The sequence below is a fragment of the Bradyrhizobium arachidis genome, from assembly GCF_015291705.1.
Taxonomy (GTDB): domain Bacteria; phylum Pseudomonadota; class Alphaproteobacteria; order Rhizobiales; family Xanthobacteraceae; genus Bradyrhizobium; species Bradyrhizobium arachidis.
In genome coordinates, this window is sequence record NZ_CP030050.1 from 8542598 (window position 1) to 8560339 (window position 17742).

Annotated in this window: 17 protein-coding genes; 10 read left to right on the forward strand and 7 right to left on the reverse strand. The window is 66.1% G+C overall.

What is annotated here, in order from left to right; translation table 11 throughout:
• Positions 1-38: 38 nt before the first annotated feature.
• From WN72_RS40270 to WN72_RS40280, 3 genes are read right to left on the reverse strand one after another with little or no spacing between them, the layout of a single operon-like run.
• On the reverse strand, positions 39-2300 hold the full coding sequence (locus tag WN72_RS40270) for a xanthine dehydrogenase family protein molybdopterin-binding subunit (protein WP_092217612.1): 2262 nt from the start codon (positions 2298-2300) through the stop codon (positions 39-41).
• Positions 2293-3348, reverse strand: coding sequence for an FAD binding domain-containing protein (locus WN72_RS40275; RefSeq protein ID WP_092217611.1), 1056 nt, complete (start codon positions 3346-3348; stop codon positions 2293-2295). Before WN72_RS40275 ends, WN72_RS40270 begins: the two co-directional genes overlap by 8 nt.
• Positions 3345-3842, reverse strand: a complete 498-nt coding sequence (locus tag WN72_RS40280) for a (2Fe-2S)-binding protein (protein ID WP_027562563.1) — start codon at positions 3840-3842, stop codon at positions 3345-3347. The genes WN72_RS40275 and WN72_RS40280 overlap by 4 nt, the downstream gene beginning before the upstream one ends.
• A 239-nt stretch (positions 3843-4081) precedes the next feature.
• Here WN72_RS40280 and WN72_RS40285 point away from each other — a divergent pair, with 239 nt between their 5' ends.
• Positions 4082-4711 (forward strand): TetR/AcrR family transcriptional regulator, encoded by a 630-nt coding sequence (locus WN72_RS40285; RefSeq protein WP_092217610.1) that lies wholly within the window; start codon positions 4082-4084, stop codon positions 4709-4711.
• 66 nt (positions 4712-4777) lie between these two features.
• On the forward strand, positions 4778-5188 hold the full coding sequence (locus tag WN72_RS40290) for a DUF4864 domain-containing protein (protein WP_027562561.1): 411 nt from the start codon (positions 4778-4780) through the stop codon (positions 5186-5188).
• Here WN72_RS40290 and WN72_RS40295 read toward each other — a convergent pair.
• Positions 5185-6450, reverse strand: coding sequence for an MFS transporter (locus WN72_RS40295; protein ID WP_092217609.1), 1266 nt, complete (start codon positions 6448-6450; stop codon positions 5185-5187). The genes WN72_RS40290 and WN72_RS40295 overlap by 4 nt on opposite strands.
• Positions 6451-6600: 150 nt before the next feature.
• On the opposite strand from WN72_RS40295, the gene WN72_RS40300 reads away from it, so the two are divergent.
• The 8 genes from WN72_RS40300 (at position 6601) to WN72_RS40335 (ending at position 13986) form a co-directional block, all read left to right on the forward strand.
• Positions 6601-7044, forward strand: a complete 444-nt coding sequence (locus WN72_RS40300; protein ID WP_092217699.1) for a hypothetical protein — start codon at positions 6601-6603, stop codon at positions 7042-7044.
• A 77-nt stretch (positions 7045-7121) separates the two neighbouring features.
• Positions 7122-7406 carry a hypothetical protein gene (locus tag WN72_RS40305; protein WP_092217608.1) on the forward strand — a complete coding sequence of 95 codons (285 nt, stop codon included), beginning with the start codon at positions 7122-7124 and terminating at the stop codon, positions 7404-7406.
• A 9-nt stretch (positions 7407-7415) separates the two neighbouring features.
• Positions 7416-8840, forward strand: a complete 1425-nt coding sequence (locus WN72_RS40310) for a TolC family protein (protein WP_092217607.1) — start codon at positions 7416-7418, stop codon at positions 8838-8840.
• A 13-nt stretch (positions 8841-8853) separates the two neighbouring features.
• Positions 8854-10185, forward strand: a complete 1332-nt coding sequence (locus tag WN72_RS40315; RefSeq protein ID WP_092217698.1) for a multicopper oxidase family protein — start codon at positions 8854-8856, stop codon at positions 10183-10185.
• Between the two features lie 32 nt (positions 10186-10217).
• Positions 10218-10670 (forward strand): cupredoxin domain-containing protein, encoded by a 453-nt coding sequence (locus WN72_RS40320; RefSeq protein ID WP_027562555.1) that lies wholly within the window; start codon positions 10218-10220, stop codon positions 10668-10670.
• 17 nt (positions 10671-10687) lie between these two features.
• A complete protein-coding gene (locus tag WN72_RS40325) occupies positions 10688-11002 on the forward strand; it encodes a copper-binding protein (protein ID WP_092217605.1) in 315 nt (104 codons plus the stop codon).
• Positions 11003-11349: 347 nt separating this feature from the next.
• A complete protein-coding gene (gene flhA / locus WN72_RS40330; RefSeq protein ID WP_027562553.1) occupies positions 11350-13491 on the forward strand; it encodes a flagellar biosynthesis protein FlhA in 2142 nt (713 codons plus the stop codon).
• Positions 13492-13785: 294 nt separating this feature from the next.
• A complete protein-coding gene (locus WN72_RS40335) occupies positions 13786-13986 on the forward strand; it encodes a hypothetical protein (RefSeq protein WP_092217603.1) in 201 nt (66 codons plus the stop codon).
• 223 nt (positions 13987-14209) lie between these two features.
• On the opposite strand, the gene WN72_RS40340 is transcribed toward WN72_RS40335, so the two are convergent.
• The 3 genes from WN72_RS40340 to WN72_RS40350 form a co-directional block, all read right to left on the reverse strand.
• Complete coding sequence (locus WN72_RS40340; protein ID WP_092217602.1) at positions 14210-15427, reverse strand: NAD(P)/FAD-dependent oxidoreductase; 1218 nt, start codon at positions 15425-15427, stop codon at positions 14210-14212.
• Between the two features lie 117 nt (positions 15428-15544).
• Complete coding sequence (locus tag WN72_RS40345) at positions 15545-16504, reverse strand: helix-turn-helix transcriptional regulator (RefSeq protein ID WP_092217601.1); 960 nt, start codon at positions 16502-16504, stop codon at positions 15545-15547.
• A 166-nt stretch (positions 16505-16670) separates the two neighbouring features.
• A complete protein-coding gene (locus tag WN72_RS40350; protein ID WP_092217600.1) occupies positions 16671-17723 on the reverse strand; it encodes an anti-sigma factor in 1053 nt (350 codons plus the stop codon).
• Positions 17724-17742: the final 19 nt, after the last annotated feature.

Consider the following 17742-nt stretch of genomic DNA (forward strand, 5'->3'; position numbering starts at 1 on the left):
GCGCGGCGGAGCGAGACGATCTCGCCCCGCCTTTTGCCTCAACGCTGCGTCAGCAATTCCTCGATCCTGATCGGGAAGCGACGCACGCGCACGCCCGTCGCATGCCAGACCGCATTGGCAACCGCGCCGGCGCTGCCGGTAATGCCGATCTCGCCGACACCCTTGATGCCGAGCGCATTGACGTGCGGATCGTGTTCCTCGACCGTGATCACGTCGAGCGGCGGCACGTCGGCATTCACGGGGATGTGGTACTCGCCGAGATTGGCGTTCATGATCCGCCCGCTGCGGCGATCGGTGATGGCCTCCTCGTGCAGCGCGAAGGACATGCCCCAGATCATGCCGCCGAACAGCTGGCTCTTCACCAGATGCGGATTGACGATGCGCCCCGCCGCGAAGGCGCCGACCATGCGGGTGACGCGGACCTGGCCGAGCTCGGGATCGACCTTCACCTCCGCGAACACCGCGCCGTGGGCATGCATCGCATATTCCTGCATCGCCGCAGGGTTCGGCGCGCCCGCGCCGCGGGCCTCGACCTCGGCGACGCCGGCACGCGCCAGGATCTCGGCATAGCTCTCGCTGCGGCTCTCGTCGTCGCGACGGACCAGTCTGCCATCGCGCGCGATCACGCCGGCATTGCCAGCGCCGAACAGCGGCGAGCGCTCGTCGCCGGTCGCGAGATCAGCGAGCTTTGCGATCACGGCTGCGCCGGCGCTGTGGATCGCAGCACCTGCGGTCGCCGTGTGCGCCGAGCCGCCGGCGATACCGGCATCGGGCAGATCGGATGTACCGGCCTTGAAGTCGACACGGTCGATGTCGAGGCCGACCGCATCAGCCGCGATCTGGGCAAGCGCCGTCCAGGCGCCCTGCCCCATGTCATGCGCGCCGATCTCGATGGCACCTGAGCCGTCGCGGCGGATCACCGCGCGCGCCTCGGCCTGGAACATCAGCGCCGGAAAGGTCGCGGTGCCCATGCCCCAGCCGACCAGCAGGCCGGCATCGTCGCGCATCTGCCGCGGCTGAAGCGAGCGCTTCGACCAGCCGAAGCGCGCCGCGCCCTGCTCGTAGCAGGCCCGCAGCGCCTTCGAGGAGAAGGGTCGTCCCGTCATCGGCTCGACCTCGGCATAGTTCTTCAGGCGGAAGGCGAGCGGATCCATGCCGCAGGCCCAAGCCATCTCGTCGATCGCGCTTTCGAGCGCGATCGAGCCGGTCGCCTCCCCTGGCGCGCGCATGAACAGCGGCGTGCCGGTGTTGACGCGCACGGCGTCATGCGAAGTGCGGATCGCCGGCGCCGCGTAGAGCGTGTGCGAGGCATCAGCCGCGGGCTCGTAGAAATCGTCGAACGTGCTCGACACGGTCCGCGCATGATGATCGAGTGCGGTCAGGAGCCCCTCGCCGTCGGTGCCGATGCGCAGGCGCTGGCGCGTCGGCGCGCGATGGCCGACCGGGCCGTACATCTGCTCACGGCGCAGCACCAGCTTGACCGGCTTGCCGACGAGCTTGGCCGCCATGATGCCGAGGACCGGGGGACCGGCCATCAGCCCCTTGGAGCCGAAGCCGCCCCCAAGGAACGGGCTGCGGATGTGGATCTTGTCATGCGCAATGCCGAACAGCTCGGCAACGCGCGCCAGCGACAGCATCAGGCCCTGCGTCGGCATGTCGATCCGGAGATTGTCGCCGTCCCAGTGCGCGACGATCGCGTGCGGCTCCATCGCGTTGTGATATTGCGGCGGCGTCTCGTAGATCGCGTCGATCTGCTTCTCCGCCGCGGCAAGCCCCGCCTCGACATCGCCGCGGTGGCTTTCCGTGGGATTGCCGACGCCGACGACCGGCGGGACGTAACTTTCGCCGGCATCGAGGCCGACCAGCGCGGGCAGCGTCTCGTAACGCGGCGCCAGCAATGCGGCGCCTTCGGTGGCGGCTTCCAGCGTTTCCGCGATCACGACGGCGATCGGCTGGTTGGCGTAGCGGACCTCATTGCTCTGCAACACCTCCATCCGGAACACGAATGGATTGGTCTTGATCTCGGGATCGATCGCGAGCGGCGGTTTGTGGTCCGGCGTCATGACGTCGACGACGCCGGGATGACGTTTCGCGGCAGCGACATCGAGCGAGGTGACCCGGCCATGCGCGATGCTGGCGACCGCCATCACCGCGAACAGCATCCCCGGCGGGTGGTTGTCGGCGGCATAAGTCGCGCGGCCCGTGACCTTGAGCATGCCGTCGCGGCGGGTCAGCGGCTGGCCGATGTTCGAGCCGTGGCGCAGATGGGCGGGAGCGCTGGTGAGATTGAGCTCAGGCATGGACGGCTCCCGACATGGAGGCAAAGGGAGAGGCCGGCAGTGCGGGAATACGCGCGGGCGTACCGGCAGCGGCGAGGGTCAGCGCGCGCACGACGATGCGGCGCGCAAGCTCGATCTTGAAGGCGTTATCGCCAGACGGCTTTGCGTCGGTGAGCGCGCGCCAAGCGGCTTCCTGGAAAGCGTCGGCCGTGGGTGCCACGCCCTTGAGCACATCTTCCGCCGCGCGGGCGCGCCAGGGCTTTGCGGCGACACCGCCGAGCGCTAGCCGCGCTTCGGCGATCTTGCCGTTCTCGATCCGCAACGCAGAAGCGGCCGAGACCACGGCAAAGGCGTAAGACGTCCGCTCGCGAACCTTGAGGTAACGCGCATGGGCGGCAAAGCCGCGCGCCGCAGGCGGCAAACTAACGGCGACGATGAGGTCGCCGGGCTCGAGCGCGGATTCACGCTCGGGCGTATTGCCGGGCAGGCGATGCAACTCGTCGAGCGCGATCTCGCGACGGCCGTTCCTGCCCTCGATCTCGACGACGGCGTCGAGTGCGACCAGCGGCACGCAGAAATCGGACGGGTGCGTAGCGATGCAGCTCTCGCTCCAGCCGAGCACGGCGTGGCCGCGGTTCTCGCCATCGCGGGCATCGCAGCCGGACCCGGCCTCGCGCTTGTTGCAGCGGCTGGCGGTGTCGTAGAAATACGCACAGCGCGTCCGTTGCAGCAGATTGCCGCCGACGGTCGCGGCATTGCGCAATTGAGCCGACGCGCCGGAGAGCAGCGCTTCAGCCACCGCAGGATACGAGCGGGCGAACTCCGCGTCGTGCGCGAGATCGGCGTTGCTCACCAGCGCGCCGATGCGTAACGATCCGTCAACGAGGGTCTCGATCTGGTCGAGCCCGTCGAGATGCGTGACGTCGACCAGGCGATCCGGCCGGCTGACGCCGCCCTTCATCAGATCGAGCAGATTGGTGCCGGCGGCGAGATAAACAGCGCCCGGCTGGGCGGCCGCAGCGACGGCTTCGGTGACCGTGGCCGGCCTGACATAATCGAACTGTTTCATGCGGAGCGCCTCTGGTTGGTTTCATCCATGCCGGCCTGCGCCTCCAGCACGGCATCGACGATGCCGGCATAGGCACCGCAGCGGCACAGATTGCCGCTCATGCATTCGCGGATGCGCTCGGGATCGTTGCCGGCTTGCGCCTCCTGCATCATGCCGATTGCGCTCATGATCTGGCCAGGCGTGCAGAAGCCGCACTGGAATCCGTCATGGGCGATGAAGGCGGCTTGCACCGGATGAAGCTGGTCGCCACGCGCGACACCTTCGATGGTGAGGATGTCGGCGCCGTCATGGCTGATGGCGAGCGCGAGGCAGGAATTGATGCGCTTGCCGTCGACCAGAATCGTGCAGGCGCCGCACTGGCCGCGGTCGCATCCCTTCTTGGTGCCGGTGAGATGGAGGCGCTCACGCAGGAGATCGAGCAGCGTGACGCGCGGATCGTCGAGGACGAAGTCGCGCCGCGCACCGTTCACGGTGAGGCTGATGGAGTGGTTCATACAAGGCTCCGATCAGATATGGACATAAGTCATCGGCCAGCGCGCCACCGCCGTGGCCGCCGTCGATATCGCGTGGGCCGGGCGGAACCCGGCCAACATCAGCGAAGATACGGAGGCACCCTCCGCTTAACAAGGGCTGCGCAAAAATATTTGGAAATCGTCAAAAGCCCATGCGCATACAACGCGATGCGGCCAGCTAAGGGTTCAATCTAACCAATTCGTGATCTACATTGCCTGATATGGACGACCATACCGACCACACCCGCAAGCCCCGCGCCGATGCCGTGCGCAATCGCGAGCGCGTGCTCGAGGCTGCAAAGGTCGTCTTCAATGCAGGCGGCCCTGAGGCGAGCCTAGAGGCCGTGGCCAAGCGCGCCGGCGTCGGGATCGGCACGCTCTACCGGCATTTCCCGACGCGCGAGGATTTGTTCGAGGCGGTGTACCGGCGCGAGGTCGAGCAGCTCAGCGAGCTTGCCGAGCAGTTGAAGAATGCCAAGGATCCGGTCGATGCGCTCAGGCGCTGGCTGCGCTCAGGTGTCGAATTCGTCGCCACCAAGAAGGGCATGGTGGCAGCCTTGGCGCTTGCGGTCCAAAGCGGTTCCGAGCTGCACGCCTTCTCGTTCGATCGGCTGACGAAGGCCATCGGCTCGCTGCTCGACCGCGCAGTCGCTGCCGGCGAGATGCGCGCTGATATCAGTCCCGAGGATTTGCTGCGCGCGTTCTTCGGCATGTGCTACATGCACGACCAGCCAGGCTGGCAATCGTCGGTACTGCGGATGCTCGACGTGTTCGTCGACGGGCTGCGGGTGCAGACGGCCGCCAAGGCCAAGGCGCGCACGGCCAAGCCCGCAGTGAAACGGAAGCGATAGCACGCCCGTATTTCCTGGAGGTCGTGCTAGGATCGGCACCGCCGGGATTTCAACGCGGAGCCTGTCATGCGCATCGCCGCCTTGCTGGTCGCTCTCACTTTTGCCCTTCACGCCGTCCCAGCGCTGGCCGGCGATGTCGTCTCGACGGCGCAGGGCGTCATCCGCGCCCAGGAGCAGGCCTTTGCGCGCGACGATGCGGCCGCGGCCTATTCCCACGCCGCGCCGGCGATCAAGGAGATTTTTCCGGCACCCGACATCTTCATGTCGATGGTGCAGAACGGCTACGCACCGGTCTACCGGCACAAGAGCTTTGAGTTCGGCGAGAGCAAGAGCGAGGGCAACTGGATCGCCCAGCACGTCCATATCGTCGATGCCAATGGCGAGGCCTGGGAGGCGCTCTACACGCTCGAGCAGCAGGCCGACGGCAGCTACAAGATCACAGGCTGTTCGCTGCTGAAGGTTGGACAGGAAGCTTAGGTCGCGAAGCCCGGATCGGCCTTCGTCGCGCTCATCCGCGAGCGGATCAGCAGCAGCACGACGATGCCGATATTGAGCGCGTTCCAGGCGACGCCGTTGGCGAAGGCCGCGCCGTAGGATCCGGTGGCATCGAAGATGACGCCCGACACCCAGCCGCCAAAGGACATGCCGAACACCGAGGCGAAGATCACGATGCCGACACGGGTTGCGGCTTCGCTCGCCGGCATCGCCTCGCGCACGATGATGGCGTAGCTCGGCACGATGCCACCCTGGAACAGGCCGAACATCGCCGAGATGATGTAGAGCGAGGCGAGGCTGTCGAAGAACAGGTAGAACACCAGCGCAAAGCCTTGCGCCAGCGACCCCACCAGCAGCGTGCGGATGCCGCCGATCTTGTCGGCGAGATAGCCGGATCCGATGCGGCTGACGATGCCGCAGGCCATCATCAGCGACAGCATCTCGGCACCACGCGCCACGCCATAGCCGAGGTCGCCGCAATAGGCGACGATATGGACCTGCGGCATCGCCATGGCGACGCAGCAGGAGATGCTGGCAATCGAGAGCAGCACGGTCAGCGTGTTGGTCGAGAGCTTGAGGTCGACCCGCGGCGGAGGTGCCTTGGCGTGGTCATGGACCGTGTCATTGCCCATCTGCGCGCGCAGGACCAGAACCAGGATGGTCATCAGGCCCACGCAGACGAGCCCGATGCCGATATGGGTGGTGCGCCAGCCGATCGTCTGCATGCCCCAGTTCACGAGCGGCGGCCACATCGTGCCGGCGACATAATTGCCGCTGGCGACGATGGTCACGGCTAGGCCGCGATAGCGCTCGAACCAGTGCGAAGCCTCCGCCATCAGCGGTGCGAAGGTCGCGGACGTGCCGAGCCCGATCAGGAAATAGGCCGCGACGAACTGCCAGAGCTGGGCCGAGAGGCCCGCGAGCGTATTGGCGACGCCGAGGAAGGCGATGCTGATCGCCATCGCCGGGACGATACCGAACCTGTCGGTGATCTTGCCCGCGATCACGCCGCCGAGCCCGAAACCGAACATCATCACGGTAAAGGCCAGCGACACCGCGCCGCGCGTGGCGGCGAACTCGGCCTGCACCGCGGGAATCATCACCACGATCGCCCACATGCCGACGCCCCCGATCGAGCCGATCACGAGCGCGAGCAGCAGTCGTACCCAGGCCTGACGGGAATCGGGAGTGAAAGAAGGCGGTCTTTGTTCTGGATGATTTGGCGCGTGCACGGCGCGGACCATGTTCGCTGAACGCCTCGCGGTCAAGCATCGTGCCGCGATAATGGGCATGCGCGGTGCACTGCGGTAAGAAGGAGCTTGGCGAAACCGCGCTTTGCCATTAGTTTGCAATCTGCGTGTGCAACGTTGCCGCGCAAAGAGCATGTCGGCGGAATGTTGTTGCGATTGACACGATCGATGCGGGTCAGGGTGGGGCGCCTCATTGCCCTCGCCTATCTGTTCTGCGTGCTCGCGCCGGCAGCCGCCCTTGCCTGGGGCAGTGGTCCAGCGCCATGCCTCGACGACGCGCGTCTTGCCGACCTCGTTCCGGCACATCACCAGATGGCCGCGAATCATGCGCACGGCGACGTGTCGCATGATCACGCAGGACCGCACGCGCATCACCAGACCGCCGCACAGGACGCACCCGCGTCGCATCATCATGACGGCAAGGGCAAGGTTGGCCCGTGCTGCGCGATGATGTGCGTGAGCGCGCTGCCGGCCGATCTGCCCGGCGTCGCAAAGCCGCTTCAGCCCGTCTCCGCCTGCGCGCCCGAGATCGTGGCCAGCCTGCACAGCGCAGCGCCGCCCCGGCACTACCGCCCTCCCATCGCCTGATCTGACACGCGACGACGTCAGGCCGCGCGCATCCGCGCGCGCGGACCTGTGGTCTCCAGACAGATCAGGAATAATTTATGCTTACGCTTTCCGGGGCGAGATCCGCCGCCGCATCCGCGGCGCGTGGAGGACACTTTCTATTCAATTGGCCATTGCTGGCCTTGGCTGCATTGGCGCTGTCCGGCTGCATGCCGGCAACGACGCAAATTGCGAGCGCGGATCCCGCCGATCCCGCGGCAAAGGTCGCGCGCGCCGGCTATCGGTCGACGATCGCGCCCTACACCAGCCTGCGGCCGGCGGCGCCGGCCCCATGGCGCAAGCACAACGACCGCGCCGCGCCACAGCCGAAGCAAGACCAGTAGGAGCGCGCCATGGCACACCATTTTGCGCGAAGCCTGCTCGCTGTTGCCGCCTTCGGTCTCTCCGGCTGCGCCGCGTTCTCGCCCGACAGCGGCATGAGCACGGTCTCGGAGCTGACGAGCCAGACCATCAACAAGGACGTCGCCTTCGTGCGCACGGCGGAGGGAGCCGGTGCGATCGATGTGCGCGTTCGCGAGTTGCTGTCGCGGACGCTCAGCGCAGATACGGCCGTTCAGGTCGCGCTGCTCAACAACAAGGGGCTGCAAGCCGCCTATAACGAGCTGGCGCTGGCCGAGACCGATCTGGTCGAGCAGAGCCTGCCGCCCAATCCCGTGTTCTCGGTCTCGCGCATCTCGGGCAATGGCGCCAGCGAGATCGAGCGCCAGGTGGTCGGCGACATCCTCGCGCTCGCCACCCTGCCGTTCCGCTCCGACATCGCCCGCGAACGTTTTCGTCAGGCGCAATTGCGCGCGGCGCTGGCGACGCTGCGGCTCGCCGCTGACGTGCGCCGCGCTTACATCGGCGCGGTCGCCGGCAACGAGATGGTGGTGCTGCTCACCGACGCGAAGGCAACGGCGGAATCGACCGCGCAGCTTGCCATAAAACTCGGCGAGACCGGCTCGCTCAACAAGCTCGACCAGGCCCGCGAGCAGGTGTTTTACGCCGAGACGACGGCCGACCTCGCCACCGCGCGGCAGGCAGCGACGAGCGCACGCGAAAGGCTGGCGCGGCTGATGGGGCTGTGGGACGGCGGCCTCGATTTCCGCCTGCCCAATCAGTTGCCGCCGCTGCCGCGCCGGCCACAAGCGCTGCCCTCGATCGAAGCCGATGCGGTGTCCCATCGCATCGACTTGCAGATCGCGCGGCTGGAGCTGACGGCGCTGGCGAAATCGCTGAACCTCACTGAGGCAACCCGCTTCGTCACGCTGCTCGATCTCGCCGGCATCTCCCGCCGCACCCAGGATCCGGAAGGGCCGCCGTTCCGCGAGCGCGGCTTCGATGTGCAGTTCCAGATCCCGATCTTCGACGGCGGCGAGGTGCGCGTACGGCAGGCGGCAGAGACCTACAATTTCGCCTTCAACCGCCTGACCGAGCGCGCCGTGAACGTCCGCTCGGAAGCGCGCGACGCTTATCGCGTCTATCGCTCCAGCTACGACATCGCCAGCCACTACCAGCGCGAGATCCTCCCGTTGCGAAAGATCATCACCGAGGAGATGCAGCTGCGCTTCTCCAGCATGCAGGTCGACATCTTCGCGCTGCTGACCGAGGCGCGGCAGCGCCTGGCCTCGCTGCGCGGCGCGATCGACGCCAGGCAGAGATTCTTCCTCGCCCAGTCCGAGCTGCAGACCGCCGTCAATGGCGGCGGCGTGCCCGCATCCGGCGGCGAGACTTCAACCACCTTCGCCGCGGCAGCGCCTGCCGATGGCGGCCACTGAGATGGAGACCAGCATGTTTTCCCGCCGAGGATTTTTGGGCACGGCCGCGCTCGCCAGCGCATCCGTCGTCAGCGGCCGCGTGCAGGCGGCCTCGATTCCGGAAGCCCCGCACATGGACAAGGTGGTGATGCAGCCGCCGCTGCACCCCATCAGCGGGCCAGATTATCGCCCCGTGGTCACGCTGAACGGTTGGTCGCTGCCGTTCCGCATGAACGGCGACTGGAAGGAATTCCATCTCGTCGCCGAGCCCGTGGTGCGCGAATTCGCCGAAGGCATGAAGGTGAACCTGTGGGGCTATAACGGCCAGTCGCCGGGCCCGACCATCGAGGCGGTCGAGGGCGACAAGGTCCGCATCTTTGTCACCAACAAGCTGCCCGAATACACCAGTGTGCACTGGCACGGCATGATCATCCCCAGCGGCATGGACGGTGTCGGCGGGCTGACCCAGCCGCACATCCAGCCGGGAAAGACCTTCGTCTACGAGTTCGAGATGAAGAAGAGCGGCACCTTCATGTACCACCCGCACTCCGACGAAATGGTGCAGATCGCGATGGGCATGATGGGCATGGTCGTGGTGCACCCGCGCGATCAGGGCTTCCGCCCCGTCGACCGCGACTTCGTCTTCGTGATGAGCACCTATCGCGTCGATCCCGGCACCTATCTGCCGCAGGTCAACGAGATGACCGATTTCAACATGTGGACCTGGAATGCGCGGGTGTTTCCCGGCATCGATCCCTTGGCCGTCCGGCTCGGCGACAAGGTGCGCGTGCGGATCGGCAATCTCAGCATGACCAACCATCCGATCCATCTGCACGGCCACAGCTTTGCGGTGACCTGCACCGACGGCGGCTGGATTCCCGAGAGCGCGCAATATCCGGAGACGACCACCGACGTCCCGGTCGGTGCGATCAGAGTGTTCGACGTGCTCGCCGACAATCCGGGCGACTGGGCATTTCATTGCCACAAGTCGCATCACACAATGAATGCGATGGGCCACGACATGCGCAACCTGATCGGGGTGTCGCGCAAGGACCTCGCCAAGGCCGTCGGCAAGCTCGCGCCGGATGCGATGGTGATGGGGCAATCCGGCATGGCGATGGGCAACATGGAGATGCCGGCGCCCGACAACACGCTGCCGATGATGTCAGGCACCGGCCAGTTCGGCCCGATCGAGATGGGCGGAATGTTCACGGTAATGAAGATCCGCGAGGACCTTGCGCGTGACGATTATCGCGATCCCGGCCCCTATCAATTCCCCAAAGGCACCGTCGCCTACGAGGTCGCAGCACCAGCTACGGAGCCGGCGAGGCAACCCGGCGCGCCCGCGCACAAGATGAAGATGTGAAGATTTCGATGAACCATCAACTGGAGAACAAGATGAAGACGATCAAACTCGCTCTCGCGCTGGCTGCGCTGTCGATCGCGCCGGCCTTTGCCCATGAGCAGCACGGGCACGAGTCCTTTTCGGCCGGGGAGCCCGGCAATCCCAAAAAGCCCGCGCGCACCATCGAGATCCTGATGAACGAGATGGACTACACGCCCGCCAAGATCGAGGTCAAACGCGGCGAGCAGATCCGCTTCGTGCTGCGCAATGTCGGCAAGGAGGACCATGAATTCCTGCTCGCCACTACCAAGGAAAATCTCGCGCATGCCGAGGTGATGAAGAAGCATCCGCACATGGAGCACGACGATCCCAACGGCGTGCGCCTCGCACCGAGCAAGACCGCCGAGATCCTCTGGAAATTCAGCAAGGCCGGCACGTTCGAATTTTCCTGCCTCATTCCCGACCACCGCAACTACGGCATGGTCGGCCACGTCACCGTGAAGTAACGCGAAGGAAGACTCCCATGAACCGCATCATCCGCATCGCCGCAGCGCTGGCGCTGACCGTCGGTCTTGCCACTGGCGTCTTTTCTTCTGGAGTCGTGGCTGCCGGCGCCGCCATCAGCGGCGAGGTCAAGAAGATCGACGAGAGCGCCGGCAAGATCACGCTCAAGCACGGCCCCGCCAAGAGCCTCGGCATGGAGGAGCCCATGACCATGGTCTACCGCGTCAAGGACACCACGATGCTCAAGCAGGTGAAGGTCGGCGACAAGGTGACCTTCGAGGCCGAGGAGGCGGCGGCCGGGTACACGGTGACGAAGTTGGAGAAGGCGAAGTAGGGGCATTTTGGTCATTCCGGGGCGCGCGCAGCGCGAGCCCGGAATCCATTTATCTACTGGCTCCGCCGCACAATGGATTCCGGGCTCGCCCTTCGGGCGCCCCGGAATGACACCCCGCAGCCCCCGAATCCCCCTGCCCAGACCTCCTGCCGCACCCTCCGTTAACCCTTTGCTAACCATACACCGGGCAAAAATTGCCGGGTGAAGTCGAGTGTCGTCGGCCGCGTTAGAACGGGGGATCCCCTGTGGACGCCAGTGCGGTGCCTCACTTTCGGAACGGCGGCCCCTCGGCCGCCGCGCAGGCGTTTGGGGCGCGCGGCCGGCAGTCGCGCGGGGAGGCAGCTACCATGGTCGACGTCACCGCGGGACAGGGCGTAGGCGCAGCAAAGCCCGGCATCCCCTCCCTCAACGAAATCGTCAGCATCCTCAAGCGCGGCGACATCGCGCTCGCGCTCGGCATCCTCACCATCCTGGTGGTGCTGATCCTCCCCCTGCCCGCGATCGTGCTGGACCTGTTCCTGGCGATCTCGATCACGCTCTCGATCCTGATCCTGATGACCTCGCTGTTCATCCAGGCGCCGCTCGAATTCTCGGCCTTCCCGACCATCCTCCTGATCTCGACCATGCTGCGCCTCTCGCTCAACATGGCCTCGACCCGCCTGATCCTGTCGCATGGGCACGAGGGCACGGATGCCGCCGGTCACGTCATCGAAGCCTTCGGCAGCTTCGTGATGGGCGGCAATTTCGTCATCGGCATCATCGTCTTCGCCATCCTGATCATCGTCAATTTCGTCGTCATCACCAAGGGTTCGGGCCGTATCGCCGAAGTCGCCGCCCGCTTCCACCTCGACGCCATGCCCGGCAAGCAGATGGCGATCGACGCCGACCTCTCCGCCGGCCTGATCGACGAGAAGGTCGCCAAGCAGCGCCGCAAGGAGCTGGAGGACGAGAGCGGATTCTTCGGCGCCATGGACGGTGCCTCCAAATTCGTCCGCGGCGATGCCATCGCCGGCCTCCTGATCGTCTTCATCAACGTCGTCGGCGGCATGATCATCGGCGTCGCGCAGCAGGGCCTCTCCTTCGCCGACGCCGGGCGCAGCTACACGCTGCTGACCGTCGGCGACGGCCTCGTCACCCAGGTGCCGGCGCTGATCGTCTCGACCGCGGCGGGCCTGCTCGTGTCCAAGGCCGGCGTCTCCGGCGCCGCCGACAAGGCGCTGATGAAGCAGTTCTCCGGTTATCCGCAGGCGCTGGCGATGTCCTCGGCAGTCATGCTGGTGCTGGCGGCCCTGCCGGGCATCCCGACCATCCCCTTCCTCGCGCTCGGCGCCGGCGCCGGCGCGCTGGCCTGGCACGCCCGCAACCACAAGCGCACCACCGTCAAGGCCGAGGAAGCTGCCAAGGCCGCTCCTGCGGCAGGTCAGCCTGGCGCGCCGGGCACCGCTGCGGCCGAGGAGCCGATCTCCGCTGCGCTGAAGATCGACGACCTCAAGATCGAGCTCGGCTACGCCCTCTTGCCGCTCGTCAACGGGCCCGACGGCACCGACCGCCTCACCGAGCAGATCAAGGCGCTGCGCCGCTCGCTGGCGATCGAGATGGGCTTCGTGATGCCGGCGGTGCGCATCCTCGACAACGTCCAGCTCGAAGCCAACACCTACATCATCAAGATCAAGGAGGTCGACGCCGGCAGCGGCAAGATCTGGCCGAACCAGTTCATGGTCATGGACCCCGGCGGCAGCCAGGTTCAGGTGCCCGGCATCCACACCACCGAGCCGACCTTCGGCCTGCCCGCGACCTGGGTCGACGCCAGCCTCAAGGAAGAAGCCTCGCTCAAGGGCTACACCGTCGTCGACGCCGCGACCGTGCTCTCGACCCATCTCACCGAGCTGCTCAAGGCCAACATGTCGGACCTGCTCTCCTATGGCGAGGTGCAGAAGCTGCTCAAGGAGCTGCCGAAGGAGCAGAGCGAGCTGGTCAAGGACATCGTGCCGGGACAGGTCACCGTGTCCGGCATCCAGCGCGTGCTGCAGCTGCTGCTGGCCGAGCGCATCTCCATCCGCGACCTCTCGACCATCCTCGAAGGCATCGCCGACTCGCTCGCCTTCTCGCGCAATCCCGCGACCATGGTCGAGCACGTCCGCGCCCGCCTGGCGCGCCAGATCTGCGCGCAAAACACCTCCTACAACGGGTATCTGCCGCTGATCGCGCTGTCGGCGAAGTGGGAGCAGGCGTTCGCCGAATCCATCATCGGCCAGGGCGAGGAGCGCAGCCTCGCGATGCAGCCCTCGAAACTGTCGGAGTTCATGACGGCCGTGCGCGAGGCGTTCGAGCGCGCCGCCCGCGAAGGCGAGGCTCCGGTGCTGGTCACCTCTGCGGCAATTCGTCCGTTCGTACGTTCCCTGGTCGAGCGGTTCCGGGCCCAGACGACCGTGCTGTCGCAGGCTGAAATCCACCCCAGGGCGAGGTTGAAAACGGTCGGAAGCATCTGATTTGCCTTAAGAAGCCGTGTGTTTTTCGGCCACAGGCAAATGGTTTTTGAGTTCCTGGCGCCTTGTCGACCAAAGGCCGGAAAGGCGCCAGGCAAGCACATTATATCTTTGAAATAATTATATAATCGAACGATCTCGCGTCGTTTTTGATCGCGATCTTTCACGTCCTTTCACGCTCTTGTGATGGCCTCTTGGGAACGAATCCCACCAATACTACGTTGTTGGGCACCGGAAGCATGAACCTGCCTGAAACGGCCGGCGACTACTTCGGGTAGATGGCGGCAGGAGGCTTCCATGAACCACTCGATCTACAGCGCCGATCGCTCGACCCACTTGAAGATTGTGGTCGTGGCCCTCGTCGCAGGGATCGCGGTGGCAGGCCTCGGCATCACGGCACGCTCGGGTTCTGATGAAGGTCTGACCCAGACGGCCCGCGTCATCAAGGCCGGGAAGCCGGTCGTTATCACCAGCTCGAACGCATCCCTCGTTCGATAAGGAGATCTGACGAGTTTTTTGAATTCACGCGGCTCTTTACCAGCCCCCCAAAGTCACCGCGTGGATATGTAGACGACCCCAACCCCAAGTCGACTACAGAAAGCGCCCGCCCCCCACGGGCGCTTTCTCACGTCTGGGGTTCCCGTCATTGCGAGCGCAATGACGGAGCAAGGCGCACAGCCGCGATCCTCCAACCAGCTCCCTGCCAAAGCGTCACCCGATACTACCGCGCCCCGTAGGTCGGCGGCGGCGCCTGCACCGTCGGCGCAGCGGCTGCGAACAGCTCGTCCTTGCTGCCCGAGAGCGGCGGATAGATCCGCTTGCAGTTGATGGTCTTCTTGGTCGCCTTCGCTGCTGCACCTGTCGTCCGCACCTCCCGGTCCCAGCCCTCGGTGTAGAGCGCGCCCCAGCCGCCGAGATCGAGCACGGTCACGTACCAGTCGATCCGCAGCGGCAGCATCGGCCGGCCCGCGAGATCGGCCACGACATTGTGGCCGGCGAAACGGCCCATCGGCCGCGCGAACTGGCAGGACATCACGGTCGGATGTAAGCCATCGACGACGCTGGAGGCGACATCGCCGGCCGCGAACACGCCGCCGACATCCGCGACCCGCATGAAGGGATCGACCAGGAGGCGCCCGAGGCGATCACGCGCATCCGGAAAGCTCGCCGCGAGACGGCTTGCACGCATCCCGGCGCACCAGATCACCGTCTGCGTCGGGATGAACTCGCCCGAGCTCAGGTGCATGCCGGCGGCCTCGACCGATGCGACACGCACGCCGAGCCGCGTCTCGACCTCGAGCGAGGCAAGCGCGGTCTCGATCACCGGTCGCGCATGCACGCCGATGGTGGCGCCGACCGCCGGATTGGGATCGACCAGGATGATACGGCGACTGCCGGTGATACCTGCACGCGCCAGCCGGTCCGGCATCTCGGCCGCGACCTCGATGCCGGTGAAGCCGGCGCCGACCACCACGACCGTCGAGCGACCCGGCGACGGCGCGCTGTGTCCGAGCGAGGTGAGATGCTCCTCGAGATTGAGCGCCGCAGCATAGGTATCGACGTCGAACGCATGCTCGGCGAGGCCCGGAATGTCGGGCCGCATCACCTCGCTGCCGAGCGCCAGCACCAGGCGGTCGTATCTCAGCGTCTCATCGCCGCGGTCGGTGACCAGCGAAATCTCACGCCGTGCCGGATCGATGGTCTCGACCTCACCGATGCCGTGACTGACACCGATCGGATCGAGCAGTTGCGGCAGCGGGATGGCGACCTCGGAAAGATCGGCCTCGTAATTGCGCACGCGGATGTTGTGATAGGGATTGCGGTCAATGAGGCGGATCTCGATGTCGCTGACAGCACCGATCTCCTCGCGCATGCGCGCAGCACCGATGGCCGCCCACAGGCCTGCAAACCCGGCGCCGAGCACGACGATACGCGCCATCTCCGCCTACTACGCTTTCCCAAGGATTCCTACGGTCTGCCCGCACAGGCAGATATAGCGCATTCGCCCCGGCCGACCAACTGCGGCAGCACCGCGCCCGCTGCACAAAAACGTGGCTCAGGCCTCGCGCAATTCCGACGGCGTCGCGCCAAAGCGCTTGCGGAAGGCGCGGTTGAAATAGGACAGATCGGAGAAGCCCGAGGAGTGCGCGATGTCGCTGATCTTGCGCGCCCTGGCGCGGGGATCGCCGAGCAGCTTGCGCGCCTGCAACAGGCGCTGCTCCAGCACGAATTCGGTGAAGGTGGTGCCGGCCTGCTCGAACAGGCGTTGCGCCTGGCGCGGGCTGAGCCCCGAGCGCGTCGCTATCTCGGACAGGCAGAGATCGTTGCGGCCGAGCGCGGCCATCACGTCGGCGCGCATGAGATCGAGACGCGCCGCGGCATGTCCGCGCCCGCGGGCGAGGCTTGCATGCTCGGCATCGGTGCCGAGCAAGAGGCCGACGAGATCGACCATGTGCTGCGCGGTCAGGCGCTGGCCGACGGCATCGAGATGCGGCGCGTGATGGGCGGCAAGCGCGTGATAGCGGAAGATGGTCTCGGCCACCGCACCATCAGAGAGCACTTGCGACAGCTTCTCCTCCGCGCGCGGATTGATGTCGAGCAGCGCGCGGCGCGGCATGCGGATAGTGGTGAAGCGGTCCTCGTCGGTGTGGCCGACGGTGCCGGTGACGCTCATGTCGACCAGCACCATCTGCGCCGGCGCAAGCTCGACGGTATGGCCGTTCTGCCCGACCCGGACGAGGCCCGCATGGGCCGATATCAGCACGAGGTCGTTGCTGCCGTCGGCAAGATGGCTCTGCGTGCGCGTGTATTGCGCCGAGGCGCCCTCGGGAATGGCGAGCGCGATATTGTCGACCACGCTGACCTGGAGCCGGCAATCGATGCTGTCGCCGTGGCTCGGCCCGATATCGAGGCCGCAGGGACCGAAGGCCCGCTCGCGCCAATGCTCGAAGGCCGGACCGTGCGGCAGTCCTGAATATTGGTGGACGAAGATGCCCGGCGTCCTTGCTGCATCCATCTGATTTCCTGCCCCTCTCCGGCATCATGATCGGCGACGCCGACTGCAAATTCCGGGCATTTGACGCCCAGAATTGCGGGGAGGTTCAAATCGGGGCCGGATTTGGCGAGATTTGTCGGAATGCGACGGCAGGATGGACCGTGGCGACAGGAACCAGCTCTGTCGCCTACTTCTTCGCGGGGGCCTGCGGCTGGGACGGCGGCACGGTCTCGATCAGCTTGCCGGAAAACACCGGCGCGGAGGTCGGCTCTCCCGTCGGCGAGCCGCCGGCCTGCTCGACGGTGACGGCGTAGGTGGCGCCGCTGACGACGTCGGCATCATAGGAGCCGAGCACCGGACGCGCCGTGAAATCGCCAGAGCTGATCACGCCGAGCGAGCGCGGGCGCGGCAGCTTGTCGGAGATCAGCCAGAGCTCGAAACTCTTCCCGGGCTCCGGCGTCGCGCCGACCTTGCGCACCGTGAAATTCCGCGTCGCGCCGTCGATGGTGAGAATGAAGGCCGGGCCGCCGCCCTGGCCCTGCAACAGCGCCACATATTGCGCAGAGGCGGCGAGCGGCGCCGCCGGCGTCTTCACCTCCACGGTCTGGATGCGCGGTGCGGGACGCAACGCACCCGGCAGCGCGTCGGGCCGGAAGATCTGGAGTGACAGCGTCACCAGCAGCGCGGCCGCAAGCGCACCGACTGAGGATGCGATGGTGCGCCAGCGCTTCACGCGGCCCTCGAGATAGATCACGTTGGTGTCGTCGACGATCGGCACCTGCTGCACGCGCACGACGTCGGGATCGGGCGCGTGGACCTGCGGCATGAAGACCGGCGCGATGTCGCCAATCGCATCAGGTGAAGTCCGCATCGTCTCGGGCTGCTCTGCCTCGGCAGGCTGCGGCTCTGGCTCCGGCGTCTGCTCGGACGGCAAGTCCGGCGGCGCGGTTTCGACCGGCGGAGGTGGCGGCGGCGGCACGACTGCGGACGGGGCCGGCGGCTCCTGCGCAAGCGCCGTGCGCGCGATCTCGGACCTGATGTTCTCCCACACGATCGGACGCGGCTCGATATTGCCGACCATCTGGTTGAGGACGCCGAGCCGGTAAGACCAGGCCTGCACGATGTCGGCGAACGCCCTGTCCACCGCCATCATGGTCTCGACCTGCGCGCGCTCCTCGGCATCGAGCGTACCGAGCGCATATTCCGCGGCGAGCGCGATATGGTCCTCAGTGTAGGCCATCAATTGCAGTCCAGACCCA